Source organism: Azoarcus sp. Soil_N_20 (assembly GCF_057656155.1).
Map to the genome: position 1 here is coordinate 454,897 of NZ_JBDGKX010000003.1, position 18,203 is coordinate 473,099.

The following is an 18,203-nucleotide window of genomic DNA, read 5'->3' on the forward strand; positions in this document are numbered from 1 at the left end:
TCAAGGCCGGCTGGCGGGCTCATGCCGTTGCTGTGGCACGGCCCCGATCAGCAGCTTTAATAGGCTTATAAAATCATTCAAAGCGGTTTGGATCCTAATCCAAACCGCTTTGAATGTAAACCCGTTTCCGCTTTTTTTGGACTCGCCTCATTCAACCCGCTAAACTCCGGTCCGTGAAGTCCAAAGCACTTTGAGGTCTCCGGACTCATTTCCCAGGGAGTGCCAGGTGAAAGTCAATTTAAAGATGTTGTCCGAGTCGCTCGGCCTGTCGCAAACCACCGTCAGTCGTGCGTTGAACGGCTATTCGGACGTCGCCGAAAAGACCCGCCATCGCGTCATGGAAGCGGCTCGGAGCCTTGGCTACCAACCCGACCCCCTCGCCCGCCGGCTCGCGACCGGTCGGACCGATACGATCGGCCTGGTGTTTCCATTTGGCGCGACCGAGTTTGGCTACCACGGCTTCGGCGAAGTGGTGGACGGCCTCACCGACGGCATTGCTGCCCATGGCATCGACCTGAGCATCATCCCGATCCGGCCTGAAGCCGAGCTGGCAACCTATCGGCGCCTGATAGACAGCCGCCGCGTGGACGCCCTGATCGTCACCTGGACACTGGTCACGGACCCCCGCATCGAGTTGCTGCAGGAACACAACTTTCCGTTTCTGGCCTACGGTCGGACCACGAGCCGGATACCGTACCCGTGGTTCGACTTCGATAATGAAATGGGGGCACGCATCGCCGTCGAACGGTTGATCGGCTTTGGTCACCGACGTATCGGTTTGATCCACCCACCGCTCGAATTCACTTTCTCTGCCCAACGCCATGCCGGCTACCTTGCGGCGTTACGTGAAGCGGGAATCGATCCCGATCCGACACTGATCACACAAAGCCCACTGAGTCGAACCGGTGGCTACCAGGCGATGCTCGATCTGCTTGCCTGCGACAAACCACCCACCGCACTGCTGATCAACAACAATCTTGCCGGCATTGGGGCCCTGCGCGCCCTTGGTGACAAGGGCATACAGCCGGGCCGTGACATCTCGGTCATCGTCTACGAAGGCGTATCGATGGATATACCCTTGCCATACAAGGTCACGGCAGTGATTCAGCCCACCGGCACACAATCGGGCCGGACCATGGCACGGATGCTCATCGACCTGCTCGGCGGCAAGTCGATCACGAAGCTCCAGCACCTTGAACAGCCCTGCATCGAGCCGGGTGGAACCGACGGACCACTTGTCGCGGTTCCGACCCCGAAGCGCAAACCCCGGTCCAAAGCGGTGAAAGCGGACGATTGAAGCGCCGCGGTCTCAGGCCTCCGGCGTCAAAGGGGCCGCTGCCGGCCCCCCTGCCCGACGCACCCGACAAACGCCCGGTGGTCGCCACCCGTCCACGCCGTCCGTCGTCAGCCCGACTGGCGAGCATCGAAGTGAGACACTGACGCGCAGGAATGGTGGAAGGCACTTCGCTTTTCCACCCTACGCCGAGGCCATGCTTTGCCGTAATTGAGTATCGGCCCTTCGAGCAAGGCCGGTTTCGCGACGGCTACAGCTTGCGCCAGGACTGCAACACCACCCTAGCAGGCTGTCGGACTTGAGTCTGATCTACTGCGCCAGAGGGAGATGCGGTCCATATCCGCCCGTTTTCTCGTTGCATAGAATGACTATGCATCTCGAAAACGGCCGAATCTGTCCTCGCTTTCCCACTAGGCTCGTGACGATCGCTCAAGTCCGACAGCCTCCTAGCTCGCATGCGAAATGAGCGCCTCGAAACGGGCCTGAAGCAATTCGAGTTCGCGGCGCAGGTCGGTTTCCCCGAGCGCCGCGCCGGCCGTGGACATCCGTCGCATCGCGACGCCGACGGCGAGGATGTCGATGAGGAGCAGATGCAGGATGCGGGACACCATCGACAGGTAGCCCGCGCCCTGTTCCTGATGCTCCACTTCGAGCGCCACCGTGGCGCGGCGCGCCAGCGGCGAAGCTGCGGCGGTGATCGCGATCACGCTGGCGCCGGCGCGCAGCGCGGCCTCGGCGGCCTGCAGGATCTCGGGCCGATCGCCCGACTTCGAGATCGCCACCACGACATCGCCCTTGCCGAGCATGCCCGCCGCCATCAACTGAACGTGGGAATCGATGTAGGCGTTGGTCGGGATACTGAAACGGAAGAACTTGTGCTGGCCATCGAGCGCCGCCACGCTCGAGTTGCCCACCCCGTAGAGCTCAATACGACGCGCTTTGGAGAGCATGCCGATGGCCCGATCCACCGCGCTGGAATCGAGTTCGTCGCGCAGCTTCATGATGGCGGACGTGGTGTTGTCCAGCACCTTGCTGACGAGATCATCGGCATTGTCATCGACCCTGACCTGGCTGTGCTGCACCGGCACCGCGCCGGTCAGCCCGGAAGCGAGCTTGAGCTTGAAGTCCGACAGGCCTTGCAGGCCGAGCGAACGGCAGAACCGGATCACGGTCGGCTGGCTGACGTCGGCCTTGGCCGCTATCCCGGCCACCGGCTCGTTGAGCACGGTGCGCGGCTGCTCCAGCACCAGCGCGGCCACCCGGCGCTCGGCCGGCGTCAAGGTCGGCATCTCGGCGCGGATGCGGTCGAGCAGCAGGCCGGAGCCGGACTTGTCGTCGAGATGATCGCGCAGCACCTGGGCCGCACCGAGCAGTGAGCATTGGTCGGTGAGGATCATGTAGGTCGGGACCGACGCGGTGAATTCGGAGAAGCGGCCCTTGTTCTCGAAAGCACGACGAAAACCCGAGCGTACGAAGAAGTCCCCGAGCCGGCGAACGAGGGTGCTGCCGACATAGATCCCCCCGCTCGCATTGAGCGTGACCGCCAGGTTCGCGGCCAGGGTGCCGAGCATCTCGCAGAAACACTCCAGCACCTTCACGCACAGCGCATCGCCCTCCTCCAGGCCGCGGCGGATGATCTCTTCCGCACCGGGCGAGGCCGTCGCCGGCCTGGCACCCGAACGCTCCGCCGCCAGCGCCTCGTGCATCAAAACCAGCCCGGACGCCGAAATCAGCCTTTCGGCCGATACATGGGTCCAGGTCTTCCATGCATGGCGCAGGATGACGAGTTCGGTTTCGTTCGACGGCGAAAAGCTTGCATGCCCGCCCTCCGACGCCAGCGTGATCCAGCGCCCGCCACGCGGAATCAGCGCCGATGCACCCAATCCGGTACTGGCGCCGAGCAATCCGATGACGCCATTGGCGCGCGGACTGCCGCCCCCCACCTGACGCCGCTGCTCGTCGCCCAGACGCGGCAAGGCCATCGCCATCGCCATGAAGTCATTCACCGCGAGCAGGGTCTGCAGGCCGAGCTCGGCGCGGGTGGCCTCGATCGAGAACGCCCAGTCGCGATTGATCATGCGTACCCGATCGCCGTCGATCGGGTTGGCGAGCGCCATCACCCCGTGGACCGGCGCAGGCCCGACGATCGTCGCCAGATAGGCGCGGCAGACCTCGACGATGCCGGCATGATCGGCACAGGCGAAACTGCGTGCCTGCACGAAACGCCCGGGGGCAGTCTCCAGCGCGAAGCGCGCGCTGCTCGCCCCGATATTGGCGATCAGCCGCGGTCCGCCTGCGTACGACGGGGTGCGCCCCGGTCGGTCCAGATCCTCTGCTCGTCCCATAAACGCCTGTACTTTCCGTTTTCGGTGATAGATACGGGCGCCCGACTCCATCACCGTCCCGCCTCAGCGAGGGCGTAGCATCGATGCCGCCCGGGCGCGCTGCCCTATTTCCTTCCAGTCTCGCGAACGCATCAATGCATCGGGCGCCAGCCACGACCCGCCAACGCACATCACGTTCGGCAACGCGAGAAATTCGCACGCATTATCCACCGTCACGCCGCCGGTCGGGCAGAAGCGCAAACCGGGCAAGGGCCCGAACAGCGCCTTGAGCATGCCCACCCCGCCCGCTTGCTGGGCCGGGAACAGTTTCAGCCGGGTGAAGTCATGCTCCGCCGCGGTCATCGCCTCGGAAGCGGTCATCACTCCCGGCAGCAGGGGCAGCGCGGTATCGCGGGCGGCGGCGATCAGTTTCGGGGTGAGTCCGGGCGACACCGCAAAGCGTGCGCCGGCGCGTTCGACCGCGGCCAGCTGCTCGGGCGACACCACCGTGCCCGCGCCGACCACCGCCTCGGGCACCGCTTCGGCCAGGCAGGCGATCGCCGCCAGCGCATTGGGCGTGCGCAGGGTCACCTCCAGCACCCGCACGCCGTTGTCGACCAGGGCGCGCGCCAGCGGCACCGCGTCGGCGACATCGTCGATCACCAGCACCGGCATGACCGGGCCGAGCCCCAGGATTCTATCGAGAATACTTTCCTTCGATTCCATGAACGACCTCTGTTGTGGATGTTGTTATCGCTTCGGCCCGAGGACGCTCAGACCGACAGCCCGAACGTCATCGCACCGTCTTCGGCACCGGACACCACGGCACGGAAACTGGTGAACAACTCGCGCCCCATGCCCGCCTGATTGCCCGCGAGCTCGGCCGGTGCAAGCGGCCGCGCCCCGAGTTCCGCGGCGGAAAGCTTCACTTCGAGCACGCCGTGCTCGGCATCGACCCGGATGATGTCGCCATCGCGCACGCGGGCGAGCGGCCCGCCGTCGCAGGCTTCGGGGGTGACATGGATCGCCGACGGCACCTTCCCCGAGGCCCCGGACATACGGCCGTCGGTCACCAGGGCCACGCGCTGCCCATTGTCCAGCAGGTTGGCAAGGGTCGGCGTCAGGCCGTGCAGCTCGGGCATGCCGTTGGCCTTGGGGCCCTGGAAGCGCACGACGGCGACGAAATCGCCTTCGAGCTCGCCGCGCTTGTAGGCTTCGATCAGCCCCTCCTGCGATTCGAATACCCGCGCCGGCGCCTCGACGACGCGCAGATCCGGGCTCACCGCCGAAACCTTGGTCACCGCGCGGCCCAGGTTGCCATCGAGCACCTTCAGGCCGCCGTCGGCGGAAAAGGCCTGCCCGGCCGCGACCAGCACGCTGCTGTCGCCGCTCTCGGCCGGGCTCGGCTGCCACTGCAGCCGCCCGTTGTCGAGCACCGGCTGCGTCCGGTACTTCGACAGCCCGCGCCCGACCACCGTGTCGACATCCTCATGAGCCAGCCCGGCATCGATCAGTGCGCCGATCAGGAAGCCCGTCCCCCCGGCGGCGTGGAACGCATTCACGTCGGCACTGCCGTTGGGATAGACGCGCGCCAGCAGCGGCACGCAGGACGACAGCGCATCGAAGTCGTTCCAGTCGATGATCATCCCCGCCGCGCGTGCGATCGCCACCAGATGGAGGGTGTGGTTGGTGGAGCCGCCGGTGGCAAGCAGGGCCACGATGGCATTGACGATGCTGCGCTCGTCGATCATCCGCCCGACCGGTGTGTACCGGCTGCCTTCGCGGCTGATGGCCGCGGCCTGGCGCGCCGCCTCGCGGGTCAGCGCCTCGCGCAGCGCGGTCCCGGGGGGGACGAAGGCCGCCCCCGGCAGATGCAGGCCCATCACCTCCATCAGCATCTGGTTGCTGTTGGCGGTGCCGTAGAAGGTGCAGGTACCGGCCGAATGGTAGGCGCGGGCTTCGGCCTCGAGCAGCTCGGCCTTGCCGATTTCGCCGGCAGCGTAGCGCTGGCGGATCGCCGCCTTGTCCTTGTTCGACAACCCGGAACCCATCGGCCCGGCCGGCACGAAGATCGTCGGCAGATGACCGAAGGCGAGCGCACCGATGAGCAGACCCGGAACGATCTTGTCGCATACCCCGAGACAGAGCGCGGCGTCGAACATGTTGTGGGACAGCGCCACCGCCGTGGCCATCGCGATCACGTCGCGCGAGAACAGCGACAGCTCCATGCCCGGCTGGCCCTGGGTGACGCCGTCGCACATCGCCGGCACTCCGCCGGCGAACTGCGCGGTGGCACCGGCCTCGCGCGCCGCCTCCTTGATCCACTCCGGAAACACCTGCATCGGCTGGTGCGCCGACAGCATGTCATTGTAGGACGACACAATCGCGATGTTCGGCCGGCGCTGCTCGCGCAGCATGATCTTGTCGCCCACCGGTGCCGCCGCAAATCCATGGGCGAGGTTGGTGCATGACAGGGAGCCGCGCAGCGGTTCCGCGCGCCCTGCGTCGTCGATGCGCTGCAGATAACGCTGGCGGGACGCCGCGCTGCGCGCACGGATGCGCTCGGTTACAAGCTCAAGGGTCGGATGAAGGGGCATCGCAGTACTCGCTGATCAAGGTATGGTCGAAGTGTAGTTTGACTACATCCAAAAATCAAAAGGTTTCTGCGTCATTGCCGACCACAGTGTTCATGAATTACCGCAATCGCCTTAATTAATAACGCTTTCGCTTAGATATGGCGATTTTCCGGCCGATCCGGCCAATCGACAATTTCTCATCGATTTTTCACTTCGTCACTTGCTTTCTGTAGTCTTACTACTTATAGTTTCATTCAACGGCGCTATCGCGCTACCTTCCCGAGCGAGGCCAAGATGTCAGAACAACCCGGACAGGATGTCGTGCTCTTCGGTGGCACCGGCGACCTGGTGATGCGCAAACTACTCCCCGCGCTCTACCACCTGCACTGCGACGCCATGCTCGCCACCGACGTTTCGATCATCGGCATTGCGCGCGAGCCGATCGACACCGCCGAATACCGCAGGATTGCGCAGGAACAATGCCGGCGCTTCCTCAAGACCGAGTTCGACGACGCCCAGTGGCAGTCGTTCGAAGCGCGCATCCACTACCGTCCGCTCGACGCCCGCGACCCCGCGACCTTTGGTGCTCTGGCCGAATGCCTGGGCGATGTCGGCCGCCGCAGCCAGGTGTATTACCTCTCCACCTCACCGATCCTGTTCACCGCCATCTGTCGGCACCTGCACGAGGCGGGACTGATCACGCCCGCCAGCCGTGTGGTGCTGGAAAAGCCCCTGGGGCACGATCTGGCTTCGTCGCGGGAGATCAACGACGAGGTCGGGCGCTACTTCGGCGAGGCGCAGATCTATCGCATCGACCACTATCTTGGTAAGGAGTCGGTGCAGAACCTGCTCGCGCTGCGGTTCGGCAATGCCCTGTTCGAGCCGCTGTGGCGGCGCGAATGGATCAGCGACGTGCAGATCACCGTCGCCGAACAGATCGGCGTCGAACAACGCGCCGAGTTCTACGACAAGACCGGCGCCCTGCGCGACATGGTGCAGAACCACCTGCTGCAGTTGCTGTGCATCGTCGCCATGGAGCCGCCGGCCTCGATCGACGCCGACGCCGTACGCGACGAGAAGCTCAAGATCCTGCGCGCGCTGCGTCCGATCGCGGCAGAAGAAGTGCCGCTTCGTACCGTACGCGGCCAATACCGTGCGGGGGCGAGCGGCGGCCAGCCGGTGGCCGGCTATCGGGACGAACCCGGGATCGCCGCCGGCAGCCGCACCGAAACCTTCGTCGCCCTGCAGGCCAACATCGACACCTGGCGCTGGGCCGACGTCCCGTTCTATCTGCGCACCGGCAAGCGCATGCAGGAACGCCTCGCCGAGATCGTGATCAACTTCCGCGCCGTACCGCATTCGATCTTCGGCAAGCGCTCGGCCGCACTGCAGAACAACCGCCTGGTCATCACCATGCAGCCCGACGAGAGCGTGCAACTGCACCTGCAAGCGAAGCGCCCGGGCGACCAGATGGTGCTCAACCCAGTGTCGCTCGACCTCGATTTCGCCGAGGGCTCGCAGACCCGTCGCCTCGAAGCCTACGAACGCCTGCTGATGGACGTGATGCGCGGCAACCTGACCCTGTTCGTGCGTCGGGACGAACAGGAGGCGGCGTGGAAATGGGTCGAACCGATCATGTCGTGCTGGAACGAGTCCGCCGACCCGCCCAAGCCCTACACCGCGGGCACCTGGGGACCGGCCGCGTCGACCGCGCTGCCCGGCCGCGAAGGCTTCCACTGGCACGAGGAGCTGTGATGGCACTCGAACTGAAGCGCTACCCCGATACCACCGCGCTGGACGACGCATTGGCCGAGATGGTGGTCGAAAAACTGCGCGATGGCATCGAGCGGCGTGGCACCGCGAGCCTGGTGCTGTCCGGCGGGCGTACCCCGCGCGGCCTGTTCGCCCGCCTCGCCGCCACCGACCTGGCGTGGGATCGGGTCCGCATCACGCTGGCCGACGAGCGCTGGGTTCCGCCCGATCACGCGGACAGCAACGAACGCACCGTCCGCAGCGTGCTGCTGCAGGACAAGGCCGCCGCCGCGCGCTTCATCCCGCTCTACAACGGCGCGGCCGATCCGTGGGCCGGGCTGGACGCGGCCTGCACCGCCGTCGCCGAGCTGCCGCGCCCCTTCGACGTGGTGCTGCTGGGCATGGGCGAGGACGGCCATACCGCATCGCTGTTCCCCGCCGCCGACACGCTGCCGTCGCCTTCGACCGCCGCCAGCGGCGACTGCATCGGTGTCCGCCCGGCGCAGGCCCCTCACGACCGCCTGTCGCTGACCCCGGCCGCCCTCCTCGACAGCCGATGGCTGGCGCTGCATTTCACTGGCTCCGCCAAGTGGTCGGTGCTGTGCGAAGCACTCAAACCCGGTCCGGTCGACACCTTTCCGGTCCGCGCCATCATTCAACAGGATCAGGTGCCCTGCCATGTCTACTGGACGCTCTGAACGCACGCCGCGCCTCGTCGGCGACATCGGCGGAACCAACGCCCGCTTCGCAATCGTCGCCGCGGCGGGCGAACAGCCGACCCATATCCGCAGTCTTTCCTGCGCCGATTACGCCGGTCCGCACGAAGCCATCCTCGACTACCTTGCCCTCGAAGGGCTGGCCGTGCCGCCGCTCGCCGCATTCGGCATCGCCAATCCGATCACCGGCGACCACGTGGCGATGACCAACCACCACTGGAAGTTCTCTGTCGAGGCGCTGCGCCGGGGATTGGGCCTGGAACGCCTGCTCGTGATCAACGATTTCACCGCGCTCGCGCTGTCGCTGCAGCAGCTGCAGCCGCACGAACGCCGTCAGGTCGGTGGCGGCAGTGTAGTCCCGGGCCATGCCATCGGCCTGCTGGGGGCCGGCACCGGGCTGGGGATTTCGGGGCTGATCCCCTGTGGCGCCCACCATGTACCGCTCGAAGGCGAAGGCGGCCATGTCACCCTGGCCGCCGCCGACGCCCGCGAGGCACAGATCATCGCGGTACTGGCCGCGCGCTACGATCACGTCTCGGCCGAACGCGTCCTGTCGGGCCCCGGCCTGGTCGCGTTGCACGATGCGCTCCGCACCCTGGCGGGGGCGCCGGCGCTCGAACTCGGCAGTGCCGAGATCAGCGCGCGCGGACTTGCCGGCAGCTGCCCATTCTGCGTCGACACCCTGCACACCTTCTGCGCCATGCTCGGCTCGGTCGCCGGTGATCTCGCCCTGACCCTGGGTGCGCGCGGCGGGGTCTTCATCGGCGGCGGAATCGTGCCGCGGCTGGGCGCGTTCTTCGCCGCCTCCGCCTTCCGCCGTCGCTTCGAGGACAAGGGGCGATTCGTCACCTATCTGGCAAACATCCCGACCTACGTCATCGACGCCCCCTACCCGGCCCTGCTCGGCGCCGCACGGGCGCTCGAGACACCGCTCACCCTGGGCTGCGACGCCCGTGCCGCGACCGCGACACCCACCGCCGACGCTGATCGCGGCGCCCGCCCCCCTATCCGAGATTGAATTCCGCAGACGAAGGATCCCCGATCATGACGAGTCCCGCTCACCGCACCACCTGGCGCGCCTTGACCGCGCACCGCGCCGAACTCGGCGAACGCCACCTGAATGAGATTTTCGCCACCGATCCGGCGCGCGCCACGCGCATGCAGGCTGAGGCCTGCGGCCTGTTCCTCGACTATTCGAAGAACCGCGTCACCGCCGAGACCCTCGCACTGCTGTTCCGCCTCGCCCGTGACGCCGGCCTTGCCGAGCGCACCGCGGCAATGTTCGACGGTGTGCACATCAACACCACCGAAGGCCGCGCCGTGCTGCACACCGCGTTGCGCCGTCCGGCGGACGCCAGCCTCACGGTCGATGGTCACGCGCTGATGGGCGATATCGTCGACGTGCGCGAACGCATCCGCCACTTCAGCGAGCAGGTGCGGCTCGGCAGCTGGCTCGGCCATGACGGCCGGCCGATTACCGACGTGGTCAACATCGGCATCGGCGGCTCCGACCTCGGCCCGCTGATGGTGTGCGAGGCGCTCAAGCCTTACGCCCATCCGGGCCTGCGGATGCACTTCGTGTCGAATGTCGACGGCGTTCAGATCGACGACGTGCTGAACACGGTGAATCCGGACACGACTCTGTTCATCGTCGCCTCCAAGACCTTCACCACCCAGGAGACCCTGACCAATGCCCATACCGCACGAAGCTGGCTGATCGACCGTACCGGCGACGAAGCGGCGGTCGCGCGCCACTTCGTCGCGGTGTCGACCAATGCCGAGGCGGTGAGCCGCTTCGGCATCGATACCGCCAACATGTTCGGTTTCTGGGACTGGGTCGGCGGCCGCTACTCGCTGTGGAGCGCGATCGGCCTGACTATCGTGCTGCAGATCGGTGCCGACCGATTCGACGAACTGCTCGCCGGCGCCCACGCCATGGACGAGCATTTCCGTAGCGCACCGCTCGAGCACAACCTGCCGGCGATCATGGCGCTGCTCGGGATCTGGAACATCGACTTCCTCGACGCCCCGACCCACGTCATCGCCCCCTACCACCAGCGCCTGCACCGGCTTCCGGCCTACCTGCAGCAGCTCGACATGGAGTCGAACGGCAAGTCGGTGAAGCTCGACGGGACCCCGGTCGGTTGCCACACCAGCCCGGTGATCTGGGGCGAGCCGGGGATCAACGGCCAGCACGCCTACTTCCAGATGCTGCACCAGGGCACCCGTTTCGCACCGGTCGATTTCATCGGCGTTCTGGAGCACCCGGCACACCTCGATCATCACCACCGGGTCGCCTTTGCCAACATGGTGGCGCAGGCCGAAGCCCTGATGCGCGGCAAGTCCGCCGCCGAGGTCGAGGCCGAGATGCGCGCCGCCGGCGTCGCCGGGGAGCGCATCGGCGCGTTGATCCCGCACCGGGTATTCCCCGGCAACCGGCCCAGCAACACCTTGCTGCTCGAGCGCCTCGACCCCTTCGGCCTCGGCACCCTGGTCGCGCTCTACGAACACCGCACCTTCGTGCAGGGCGTGGTGTGGGGGGTGAACTCGTTCGACCAGTGGGGCGTGGAGCTCGGCAAGCAACTCGCCGCGCGCGTGCTCGACGACCTCGCCGGCGCGACCGATGGCAACCCCCATGACGCCAGCACCGCGGCGCTGATCGAACGCTATCGCCAGCACAGGCGACAGGCCGCCGACCGGCCTGCATGAGGCGCTGATCGGCACCGATCCACACCACAACGATACGGCCCCGGCCCTACAGGAGATGCAGTGAGTACCTCGCGCAATACCAAGATCGTCGCCACCCTCGGTCCCGCCAGTTCGGACACTGCCACCATCCGCGCGCTGCATCAGGCCGGGGCCGACGTGTTCCGCCTGAACTTCAGCCACGGCAGCCACGAGGACCACGCCGCCCGCGCCGCGCAGATCCGCGAGATCGCCGCCGAGACCGGGCGCCCGATCGGCATCCTCGCCGACCTGCAGGGCCCCAAGCTGCGCATCGGCACCTTTGCCGACGGTGCGGTGACGCTCAGACGCGGCGACACGATCCGCTTCGATTCCGATCCGGCGCCGGGTGACCGGACCCGCGTGTGCCTGCCCCACCCCGAGATCATCGCCGCCTCGAAGGCCGGCGACGAACTGCTGCTCGACGATGGCCGGGTTCGCCTGCAGGTGAAGGTCGCCCATGCCGACGCGCTCGAACTGGAGGCGGTCAACGACGGCACCCTGTCCAATCGCAAGGGTGTCAATGTGCCCTCGGCCACGCTCGATCTGTCGCCACTGACGAAGAAGGACCTGATCGACCTCGACTTCGCGTTGGCCCTCGGCGTCGACTGGGTCGCGCTGTCCTTCGTCCAGCGCGCTTCCGACGTCGCCCGGGCGCAGGAGCTGATCGCCGGCCGCGCGGCGTTGATGGCCAAGATCGAGAAGCCGTCGGCGATCACCGACATCGAGGCCATCCTCGCCCTGGCCGACGGGATCATGGTCGCCCGCGGCGACCTCGGCGTGGAGATGCCCGCCGAGGAAGTCCCCGGTCTGCAGAAGAAACTGGTCCGCCTGGCGCGCGCCGCCGGCAAGCCGGTGGTGGTGGCCACGCAGATGCTCGAATCGATGGTGTCGGCGCCGGCGCCGACCCGCGCCGAAGCCTCGGACGTGGCCACCGCGGTGTTCGACGGCGCCGATGCGGTGATGCTGTCGGCCGAATCGGCCTCGGGGCAGTACCCGCTGGAAGCGGTCGAGATGATGTCGCGCATCATCTGCCGCACCGAAGCCGACCCGCTGCATCGCCAGTACATCGAGACGGTCTCGACCAACATGCAGGCCGGCGGCACCGACGCGATCGGCACCGCGATCCGCAGCATCACCGCGATGATGCCGGTGTGCGCCACCGTGGCCTTCACCGCCTCGGGCGCGACCGCGCTGCGGATCGCGCACCAGCGCCCGCAGTCCCGCATCGTGTGCCTGACGCCGTCGGCGCGCGTCGCCGGCCGGCTGACGCTGGCCTGGGGCATCCGTGCCCGGGTCTCGACCGCCACCGGCACCGTCGAGGAGATGGTTGACGCCGCCGTGGCGAGCTGCCGCAGCGAACGCCTGCTGCGCGACGGCGAGGCGGTGATCGTCACCGCCGGCGTGCCCTTCGGCACCCCCGGCAGCACCAACCTGCTGCGCCTGGCCTGGCCGACCACCGCCCCTGCAGCCTGACGCGCCGCCCACGACAACCCCCGAACCCCACGCAAGGAAACCGCCCATCATGGATACCAAGCTCAAGCCGACCCCGATGCAGGAACGGCTGCATCAGCTCTTTCCCACCGAAGCCGACATCCCGCCGGAGTGCCGCGTGCTCGCGCCGCTGCACCAACGCTCCATCCTGTTGAACGGCGAGATGGTGATCTGGAAGGGCGATACGCGCGCCGTGTTCTCGCCCGTGCATGTGCGCGCCGCCGACGGCGGCCTCACGCCGGTGGAACTGGGCAGCTTCCCGGTCACCGGCACCGACGAAGCCGATGCCGCCATCGCCGCGGCGTGGAAGGCCTACGACAACGGTCGCGGCCAGTGGCCGACGATGTCGGTCGCCGACCGTATCGCCTGCGTCGAGAATTTCACCAACCAGATCGTCGCCCGCCGGCGCGAGATCGTGAACCTGATCATGTGGGAGATCGGCAAGAGCCTGGCCGACTCGGAGAAGGAGTTCGACCGCACCATCGACTACATCAAGGCCACCATCGCCGAACTGAAGAACCTGGACAACGCCAACTCGCGCTTCCAGATCGTCGACGGCACGATCGCGCAGATCCGCCGCTCGCCGCTGGGCATCGTGCTGTGCATGGGACCGTACAACTACCCGATGAACGAGACCTTCTGCACCCTGATCCCGGCCCTGATCATGGGCAACGTGGTGCTGTTCAAGCCGCCGCGCTTCGGCGTGCTGCTCTACTACCCGATGCTCGAAGCCTTCCGCAGCGCCTTCCCGGCCGGGGCGATCAACATCGTCTATGGCCAGGGCAGCGTCGTGGTGCCGCACATCATGAGCTCGGGCAAGGTCAATGTGCTCGCGCTGATCGGCACCAGCAAGGTCGCCGACCAGCTCAAGAAGGCCCACCCCAAGACCAACCGCCTGCGCGCGGTGCTCGGGCTGGAGGCGAAGAACGCCGCGATCATCCTGCCCGATGCCGATATCGAGCTGACGGTGAAGGAGTGCATTGCCGGCAGCCTGTCGTTCAATGGCCAGCGCTGCACCGCGCTCAAGATGATCCTGGTGCACCAGGCCATCGCCGACAAGTTCCTGCGCCGCTTCAGCGAACAGATCGCCGAGCTGAAGATCGGCATGCCCTGGGACCAGGGGGTCACGATCACGCCCCTGCCCGAGATGCAGAAGGTCGACTACATGAACGAATGCATCGCCGACGCGGTGGCCCAGGGCGCCCGGGTGCTCAATGCCGACGGCGGCTGCGCGGTGGAGACGATGTTCTACCCGGCCGTGGTGTTCCCGGTAAAGGACGGCATGAAGCTGTACCGCGAGGAGCAGTTCGGCCCGGTGATCCCGGTGGCGCCGTTCGAGGACATCGAGACCGCGCTCGACTACGTCATCAGCTCGGACCACGGCCAGCAGGTGAGCGTGTTCGGCTCCAACCCGGACCAGATCGCCCAGCTCGTCGATCCGCTGGTGAACCAGGTGTGCAGGGTGAACATCAACTGCCAGTGCCAGCGCAGCCCGGACGTATTTCCCTTCGCCGGACGCAAGGACTCGGCCGAGGGCACCCTGTCGGTGCATGACGCACTGCGCGCGTTCTCGATCCGCACCATGGTCGCAGCCAAACAGACCGAAGCGAGCAAGAAGCTGCTCGACAGCATCGTGCTCGGCAACAAGTCGAACTTCGTCAATACGCGCTTCATCCTCTGACGGCGACGACGCGCACCACGCTTTCCTCCCTTGGCCGGCGGCGACGGCTCCTCCCCTCGCCACTGCTGCCGGCACTCTTTTGGCCCCTCATTTCTCCTACTACGCCCATGAAAACGATCATCGGCCTCAGCGGCCTGGAAATTCTCGACTCCCGCGGCAACCCCACCCTGCAAGCCACCGTGCGACTCGCCTCCGGTCATGTCGGCACCGCCGCCGTGCCCTCCGGCGCCTCCACCGGTGCGCGCGAAGCGCTCGAACTGCGCGACGGCGACCCGGCGCGTTTCGGCGGCAAGGGGGTCACCCGCGCACTGGCGAACATCGAGGGCCCGATCGCCGCCGCGCTCGAAGGCCGCGATGCATCGGACCAGGCGGCGATCGACGCCCGGCTGTGCGAACTCGACGGCACCCCGGACAAGTCCCACCTCGGCGCCAACGCGCTGCTCGCGGTGTCGCTCGCCACCGCCCACGCCGCGGCTGCCGCAGAAGGGATTCCGCTCTACCGCCATCTGGGCGACGCGGCGCTCGGCCATGTCCTGCCGGTACCGCTGATGAACGTGATCAACGGCGGCGCCCATGCCAACAACAGCCTCGACATCCAGGAATGCATGATCGTGCCGCACGGCTTCGAGCGCTTCAGTGATGCCCTGCGCGCCGGCGTCGGCGTGTTCCACGCGCTGCGCGCCCTGCTCGACAAGAAGGGCTTCCCGACCTCGGTGGGCGACGAAGGCGGCTTCGCGCCGAACGTGAGCGGCACGCGCGAAGCGCTCGAGCTCATCCTCGAAGCGATCGAGCACGCCGGCTACGAGCCGGGCACCCAGATCGCGCTGGCGCTCGACTGCGCCGCCTCCGAGTTCCACCACGACGGCGAATACCGTCTGACCGGCGAAGGCCAGGCCTACTCCAGTGCCACCTTCTGCAGCTATCTCGCCGACCTCGTCGGCGACTATCCCATCGTCAGCATCGAGGATGGCATGGCCGAGGACGACTGGGCGGGCTGGGGCCAGCTCACCGACCGCCTCGGGCGCCGCGTGCAACTGGTCGGCGACGACCTCTTCGTCACCAACACCGCGATCCTCGCCGCCGGCATCGACAAGGGCATCGCCAACGCGATCCTGATCAAGCCCAATCAGATCGGCACGCTGAGCGAGACCCTTGCGGCCATGGACATGGCACGCAAGGCCGGGTACGCCTCGATCGTCTCCCACCGTTCGGGCGAGACCGGCGACACCACCATCGCCGATCTGGCAGTAGCGACCGCGTGCGGCCAGATCAAGACCGGTTCGGCGAGCCGCTCCGACCGCGTCGAGAAGTACAACCGCCTGCTCGCGATCGAACGCGAACTCGGTGCCGCCGCCCGCTTCGCCGGATCGGAGGCCTTCCGCCGCCGCTGACGGCATCCCCGACGCTTGCCCTGGTCCGGCACCACGCAATCGCTCCCTCCCCCGGCGGTGGTGCCGGCCTTTTTTGCGCCCGCTCGACCGTGGCCCGCGGCGCGGGCCAAAGCACCACGGGCCCGCCGCCGAAGCCTCATAAGCACAACATGCACAGCACGGAGAGACAGGTCATGACACGAGCGCAAAGCGCCACCCCGCACCGCATAGTCATCGTCGGCGGCGGAGCAGGCGGACTGGAACTGGCCACCCGTCTGGGCCGGCGCCACGGCCGGCGCGGCACCGTCGAGGTGGTCCTGGTGGACCGGACCCGCACCCATATGTGGAAGCCGCTGCTGCACGCGGTGGCGGCCGGCAGTCTGAACATCCACGAAGAGCAGATCGACTACCTGTACCAGGCGCGCTGGAATCACTTCGAGTACTGCCGTGGAGCGATGCGCGGCCTCGACCGGGCCACGCGCGAGATCACCGTCGGCGCGGTCCATGGCGACGACGGCGAACTGGTCCTCCCCGAGCGCCGGATCGGCTACGACACCCTGGTCATCGCGGTGGGCTCGCTGTGCAACGACTTCGGTACGCCCGGCGTTGCCGAGCATGCATACAAGCTCGATGCCGCCTGGGAAGCGCACCTGTTCCACCGCAAGCTGGTGAATGCCTGCTTCAGCGCCAACTACCATCTGCCCGGATCCGGCGCGCACCTCGACATCGCCATCGTCGGTGGCGGCGCGACCGGGGTCGAACTGGCCGCCGAGCTGCACAACACGACCCGGGTGCTCGCCGCCTACGGCCTGCGCGACCTCGACCCCGACCGCCACATCCGCATCCGGCTGATCGAAGCCGGGCCGCGCATCCTGCCCGGCCTGTCGGAAAGCCTGTCGGCAGCGGTCAACACCATCCTGTCCGGCATCGGCGTCACCGTCAGTACCGGCGTGAAGGTGACCGAGGTGACGCCGGCCGCGGTTCACACCGCATCCGGCGAAGCGCTGCCCGCCGATCTGGTGGTGTGGGCCGCCGGGATCCGCGCGCCGGCCTTCCTGCACGAGCTCGACGGCCTGGAGACCGACCGCATCGACCGCCTGGCGGTCAACACCCACCTGCAGAGCACGCGCGACCCCAGCATCTACGCCTTCGGCGACTGCGCCGCGGCACCCTGGCAGGATGGCAACGCCACCTTGCCGCCGCGCGCCCAGGTCGCGCACCAGCAGGCCAGCTACCTGGCCCGCGCGCTGCCGGCGCGATTGCGCGGTGAAGCGCCACCAGCCTTCCGCTACAAGGACTACGGCTCGCTGGTGTCGATCGGCCACCACGACACCCTGGGCAACCTGATGGGTTTCGTGCGCGGCAAGGGCATCCGCATTGAGGGCATGGTGGCGAGCTTCATGTACTGGCTGCTCTATCGCAGCCACCTGATCGCCCTCAACGGCTTCTGGAAGACCGCGCTCGACACCGTCACCGGCTGGATGCGGCGGCACACCGACCCCCACGTCAAACTTCACTGACCACGAAAGGAAGGAACATGAAACAGCTCGTGCTGCTTCGCCACGGCGAAAGCATATGGAACAAGGAGAACCGCTTCACCGGGTGGACCGACGTGGCGCTGTCCGAACAGGGCCGCGCCGAGGCGATCTCCGCGGGCAGGCGGCTGAAGGAGGCAGGCTTCGTGTTCGACCTTGCCCACACCTCGGTGCTCAAGCGCGCCATCCACACCCTGTGGCTGGTGCTCGAGCAGATGGAACAGCCGTGGATTCCGGTCCATCCGCACTGGCGTCTGAACGAGCGTCACTACGGCGCCCTGCAAGGCCTGAACAAGGCCGAGACCGCCGCCGAATTCGGCGATGAGCAGGTCAGGCTGTGGCGCCGCAGCTACGACGTGCCGCCGCCCGCACTCGACCCGGCCGACGACCGCCACCCCGCGCACGACCGCCGCTATGCCAGTCTGTCGGGCCCAGCGCTGCCGCTCACCGAATGCCTGAAGGACACCGTGGATCGGCTGATCCCGCACTGGCGCCAGGTGATCGCGCCCGCGATCGCGGCCGGCGAACGCGTCGTCGTCGCCGCCCACGGCAACTCGCTGCGGGCGCTGATCAAGCATCTGGACCGGGTCAGCGACGAGGACATCATCGAACTGAACATTCCGACCGGCACGCCCCTGGTCTACGAGCTCACCGACGACCTCAGGCCGATCCGCAGCTACTACCTGTAAACCGCGGAAGCGCTCGAACACGCGGGCTGCCCACCGGCCGGGCGGCCC

General features: G+C 67.2%; 12 protein-coding genes and 1 pseudogene. 10 read left to right on the forward strand and 3 right to left on the reverse strand.

From position 1 onward, the window contains the following. The first annotated feature begins 226 nt into the window (after positions 1-226). Complete coding sequence (locus AC3A35_RS09375; RefSeq protein ID WP_487435772.1) at positions 227-1,297, forward strand: substrate-binding domain-containing protein; 1,071 nt, start codon at positions 227-229, stop codon at positions 1,295-1,297. A 443-nt stretch (positions 1,298-1,740) separates the two neighbouring features. Here AC3A35_RS09375 and glk read toward each other — a convergent pair whose 3' ends face one another. The 3 genes from glk to edd all read right to left on the reverse strand — a co-directional run bounded on the left by glk (position 1,741) and on the right by edd (position 6,215). Continuing rightward, the gene (glk, locus tag AC3A35_RS09380; protein WP_487435773.1) at positions 1,741-3,639 is read right to left on the reverse strand and encodes a glucokinase; all 1,899 of its coding nucleotides are present in this window, start codon (positions 3,637-3,639) and stop codon (positions 1,741-1,743) included. Between the two features lie 63 nt (positions 3,640-3,702). Further along, positions 3,703-4,344, reverse strand: coding sequence for a bifunctional 4-hydroxy-2-oxoglutarate aldolase/2-dehydro-3-deoxy-phosphogluconate aldolase (locus AC3A35_RS09385; RefSeq protein ID WP_487435774.1), 642 nt, complete (start codon positions 4,342-4,344; stop codon positions 3,703-3,705). A gap of 47 nt (positions 4,345-4,391) precedes the next feature. After that, a complete protein-coding gene (gene edd, locus AC3A35_RS09390; protein ID WP_487435775.1) occupies positions 4,392-6,215 on the reverse strand; it encodes a phosphogluconate dehydratase in 1,824 nt (607 codons plus the stop codon). 273 nt (positions 6,216-6,488) lie between these two features. Between edd and zwf the strand changes: the two genes are divergently transcribed. The 9 genes and pseudogenes from zwf to gpmA form a co-directional block, all read left to right on the forward strand. Beyond that, positions 6,489-7,949: a glucose-6-phosphate dehydrogenase gene (gene zwf, locus AC3A35_RS09395; RefSeq protein WP_487435776.1), complete on the forward strand. Its 1,461-nt coding sequence runs from the start codon at positions 6,489-6,491 to the stop codon at positions 7,947-7,949. Continuing rightward, positions 7,949-8,644 (forward strand): 6-phosphogluconolactonase, encoded by a 696-nt coding sequence (pgl, locus tag AC3A35_RS09400; RefSeq protein ID WP_487435777.1) that lies wholly within the window; start codon positions 7,949-7,951, stop codon positions 8,642-8,644. The genes zwf and pgl overlap by 1 nt, the downstream gene beginning before the upstream one ends. After that, entirely contained in the window at positions 8,625-9,680 is a 1,056-nt protein-coding gene (locus tag AC3A35_RS09405) for a glucokinase (protein WP_487435778.1), read from the forward strand. Before pgl ends, AC3A35_RS09405 begins: the two co-directional genes overlap by 20 nt. Positions 9,681-9,706: 26 nt before the next feature. After that, positions 9,707-11,371, forward strand: coding sequence for a glucose-6-phosphate isomerase (gene pgi / locus AC3A35_RS09410; RefSeq protein WP_487435779.1), 1,665 nt, complete (start codon positions 9,707-9,709; stop codon positions 11,369-11,371). Between the two features lie 60 nt (positions 11,372-11,431). Continuing rightward, the gene (gene pyk / locus AC3A35_RS09415) at positions 11,432-12,862 is read left to right on the forward strand and encodes a pyruvate kinase (protein WP_487435780.1); all 1,431 of its coding nucleotides are present in this window, start codon (positions 11,432-11,434) and stop codon (positions 12,860-12,862) included. Positions 12,863-12,911: 49 nt separating this feature from the next. Beyond that, positions 12,912-14,561 (forward strand): NADP-dependent glyceraldehyde-3-phosphate dehydrogenase, encoded by a 1,650-nt coding sequence (locus AC3A35_RS09420; RefSeq protein ID WP_487435781.1) that lies wholly within the window; start codon positions 12,912-12,914, stop codon positions 14,559-14,561. A 107-nt stretch (positions 14,562-14,668) separates the two neighbouring features. After that, the gene (gene eno / locus AC3A35_RS09425) at positions 14,669-15,952 is read left to right on the forward strand and encodes a phosphopyruvate hydratase (RefSeq protein WP_487435782.1); all 1,284 of its coding nucleotides are present in this window, start codon (positions 14,669-14,671) and stop codon (positions 15,950-15,952) included. A gap of 173 nt (positions 15,953-16,125) precedes the next feature. Beyond that, positions 16,126-17,451: an NAD(P)/FAD-dependent oxidoreductase gene (locus AC3A35_RS09430; RefSeq protein ID WP_487435783.1), complete on the forward strand. Its 1,326-nt coding sequence runs from the start codon at positions 16,126-16,128 to the stop codon at positions 17,449-17,451. Positions 17,452-17,468: 17 nt separating this feature from the next. Then, a pseudogene (gene gpmA, locus AC3A35_RS09435) lies at positions 17,469-18,152 on the forward strand (2,3-diphosphoglycerate-dependent phosphoglycerate mutase); the annotation flags it as partial. Positions 18,153-18,203: the final 51 nt, after the last annotated feature.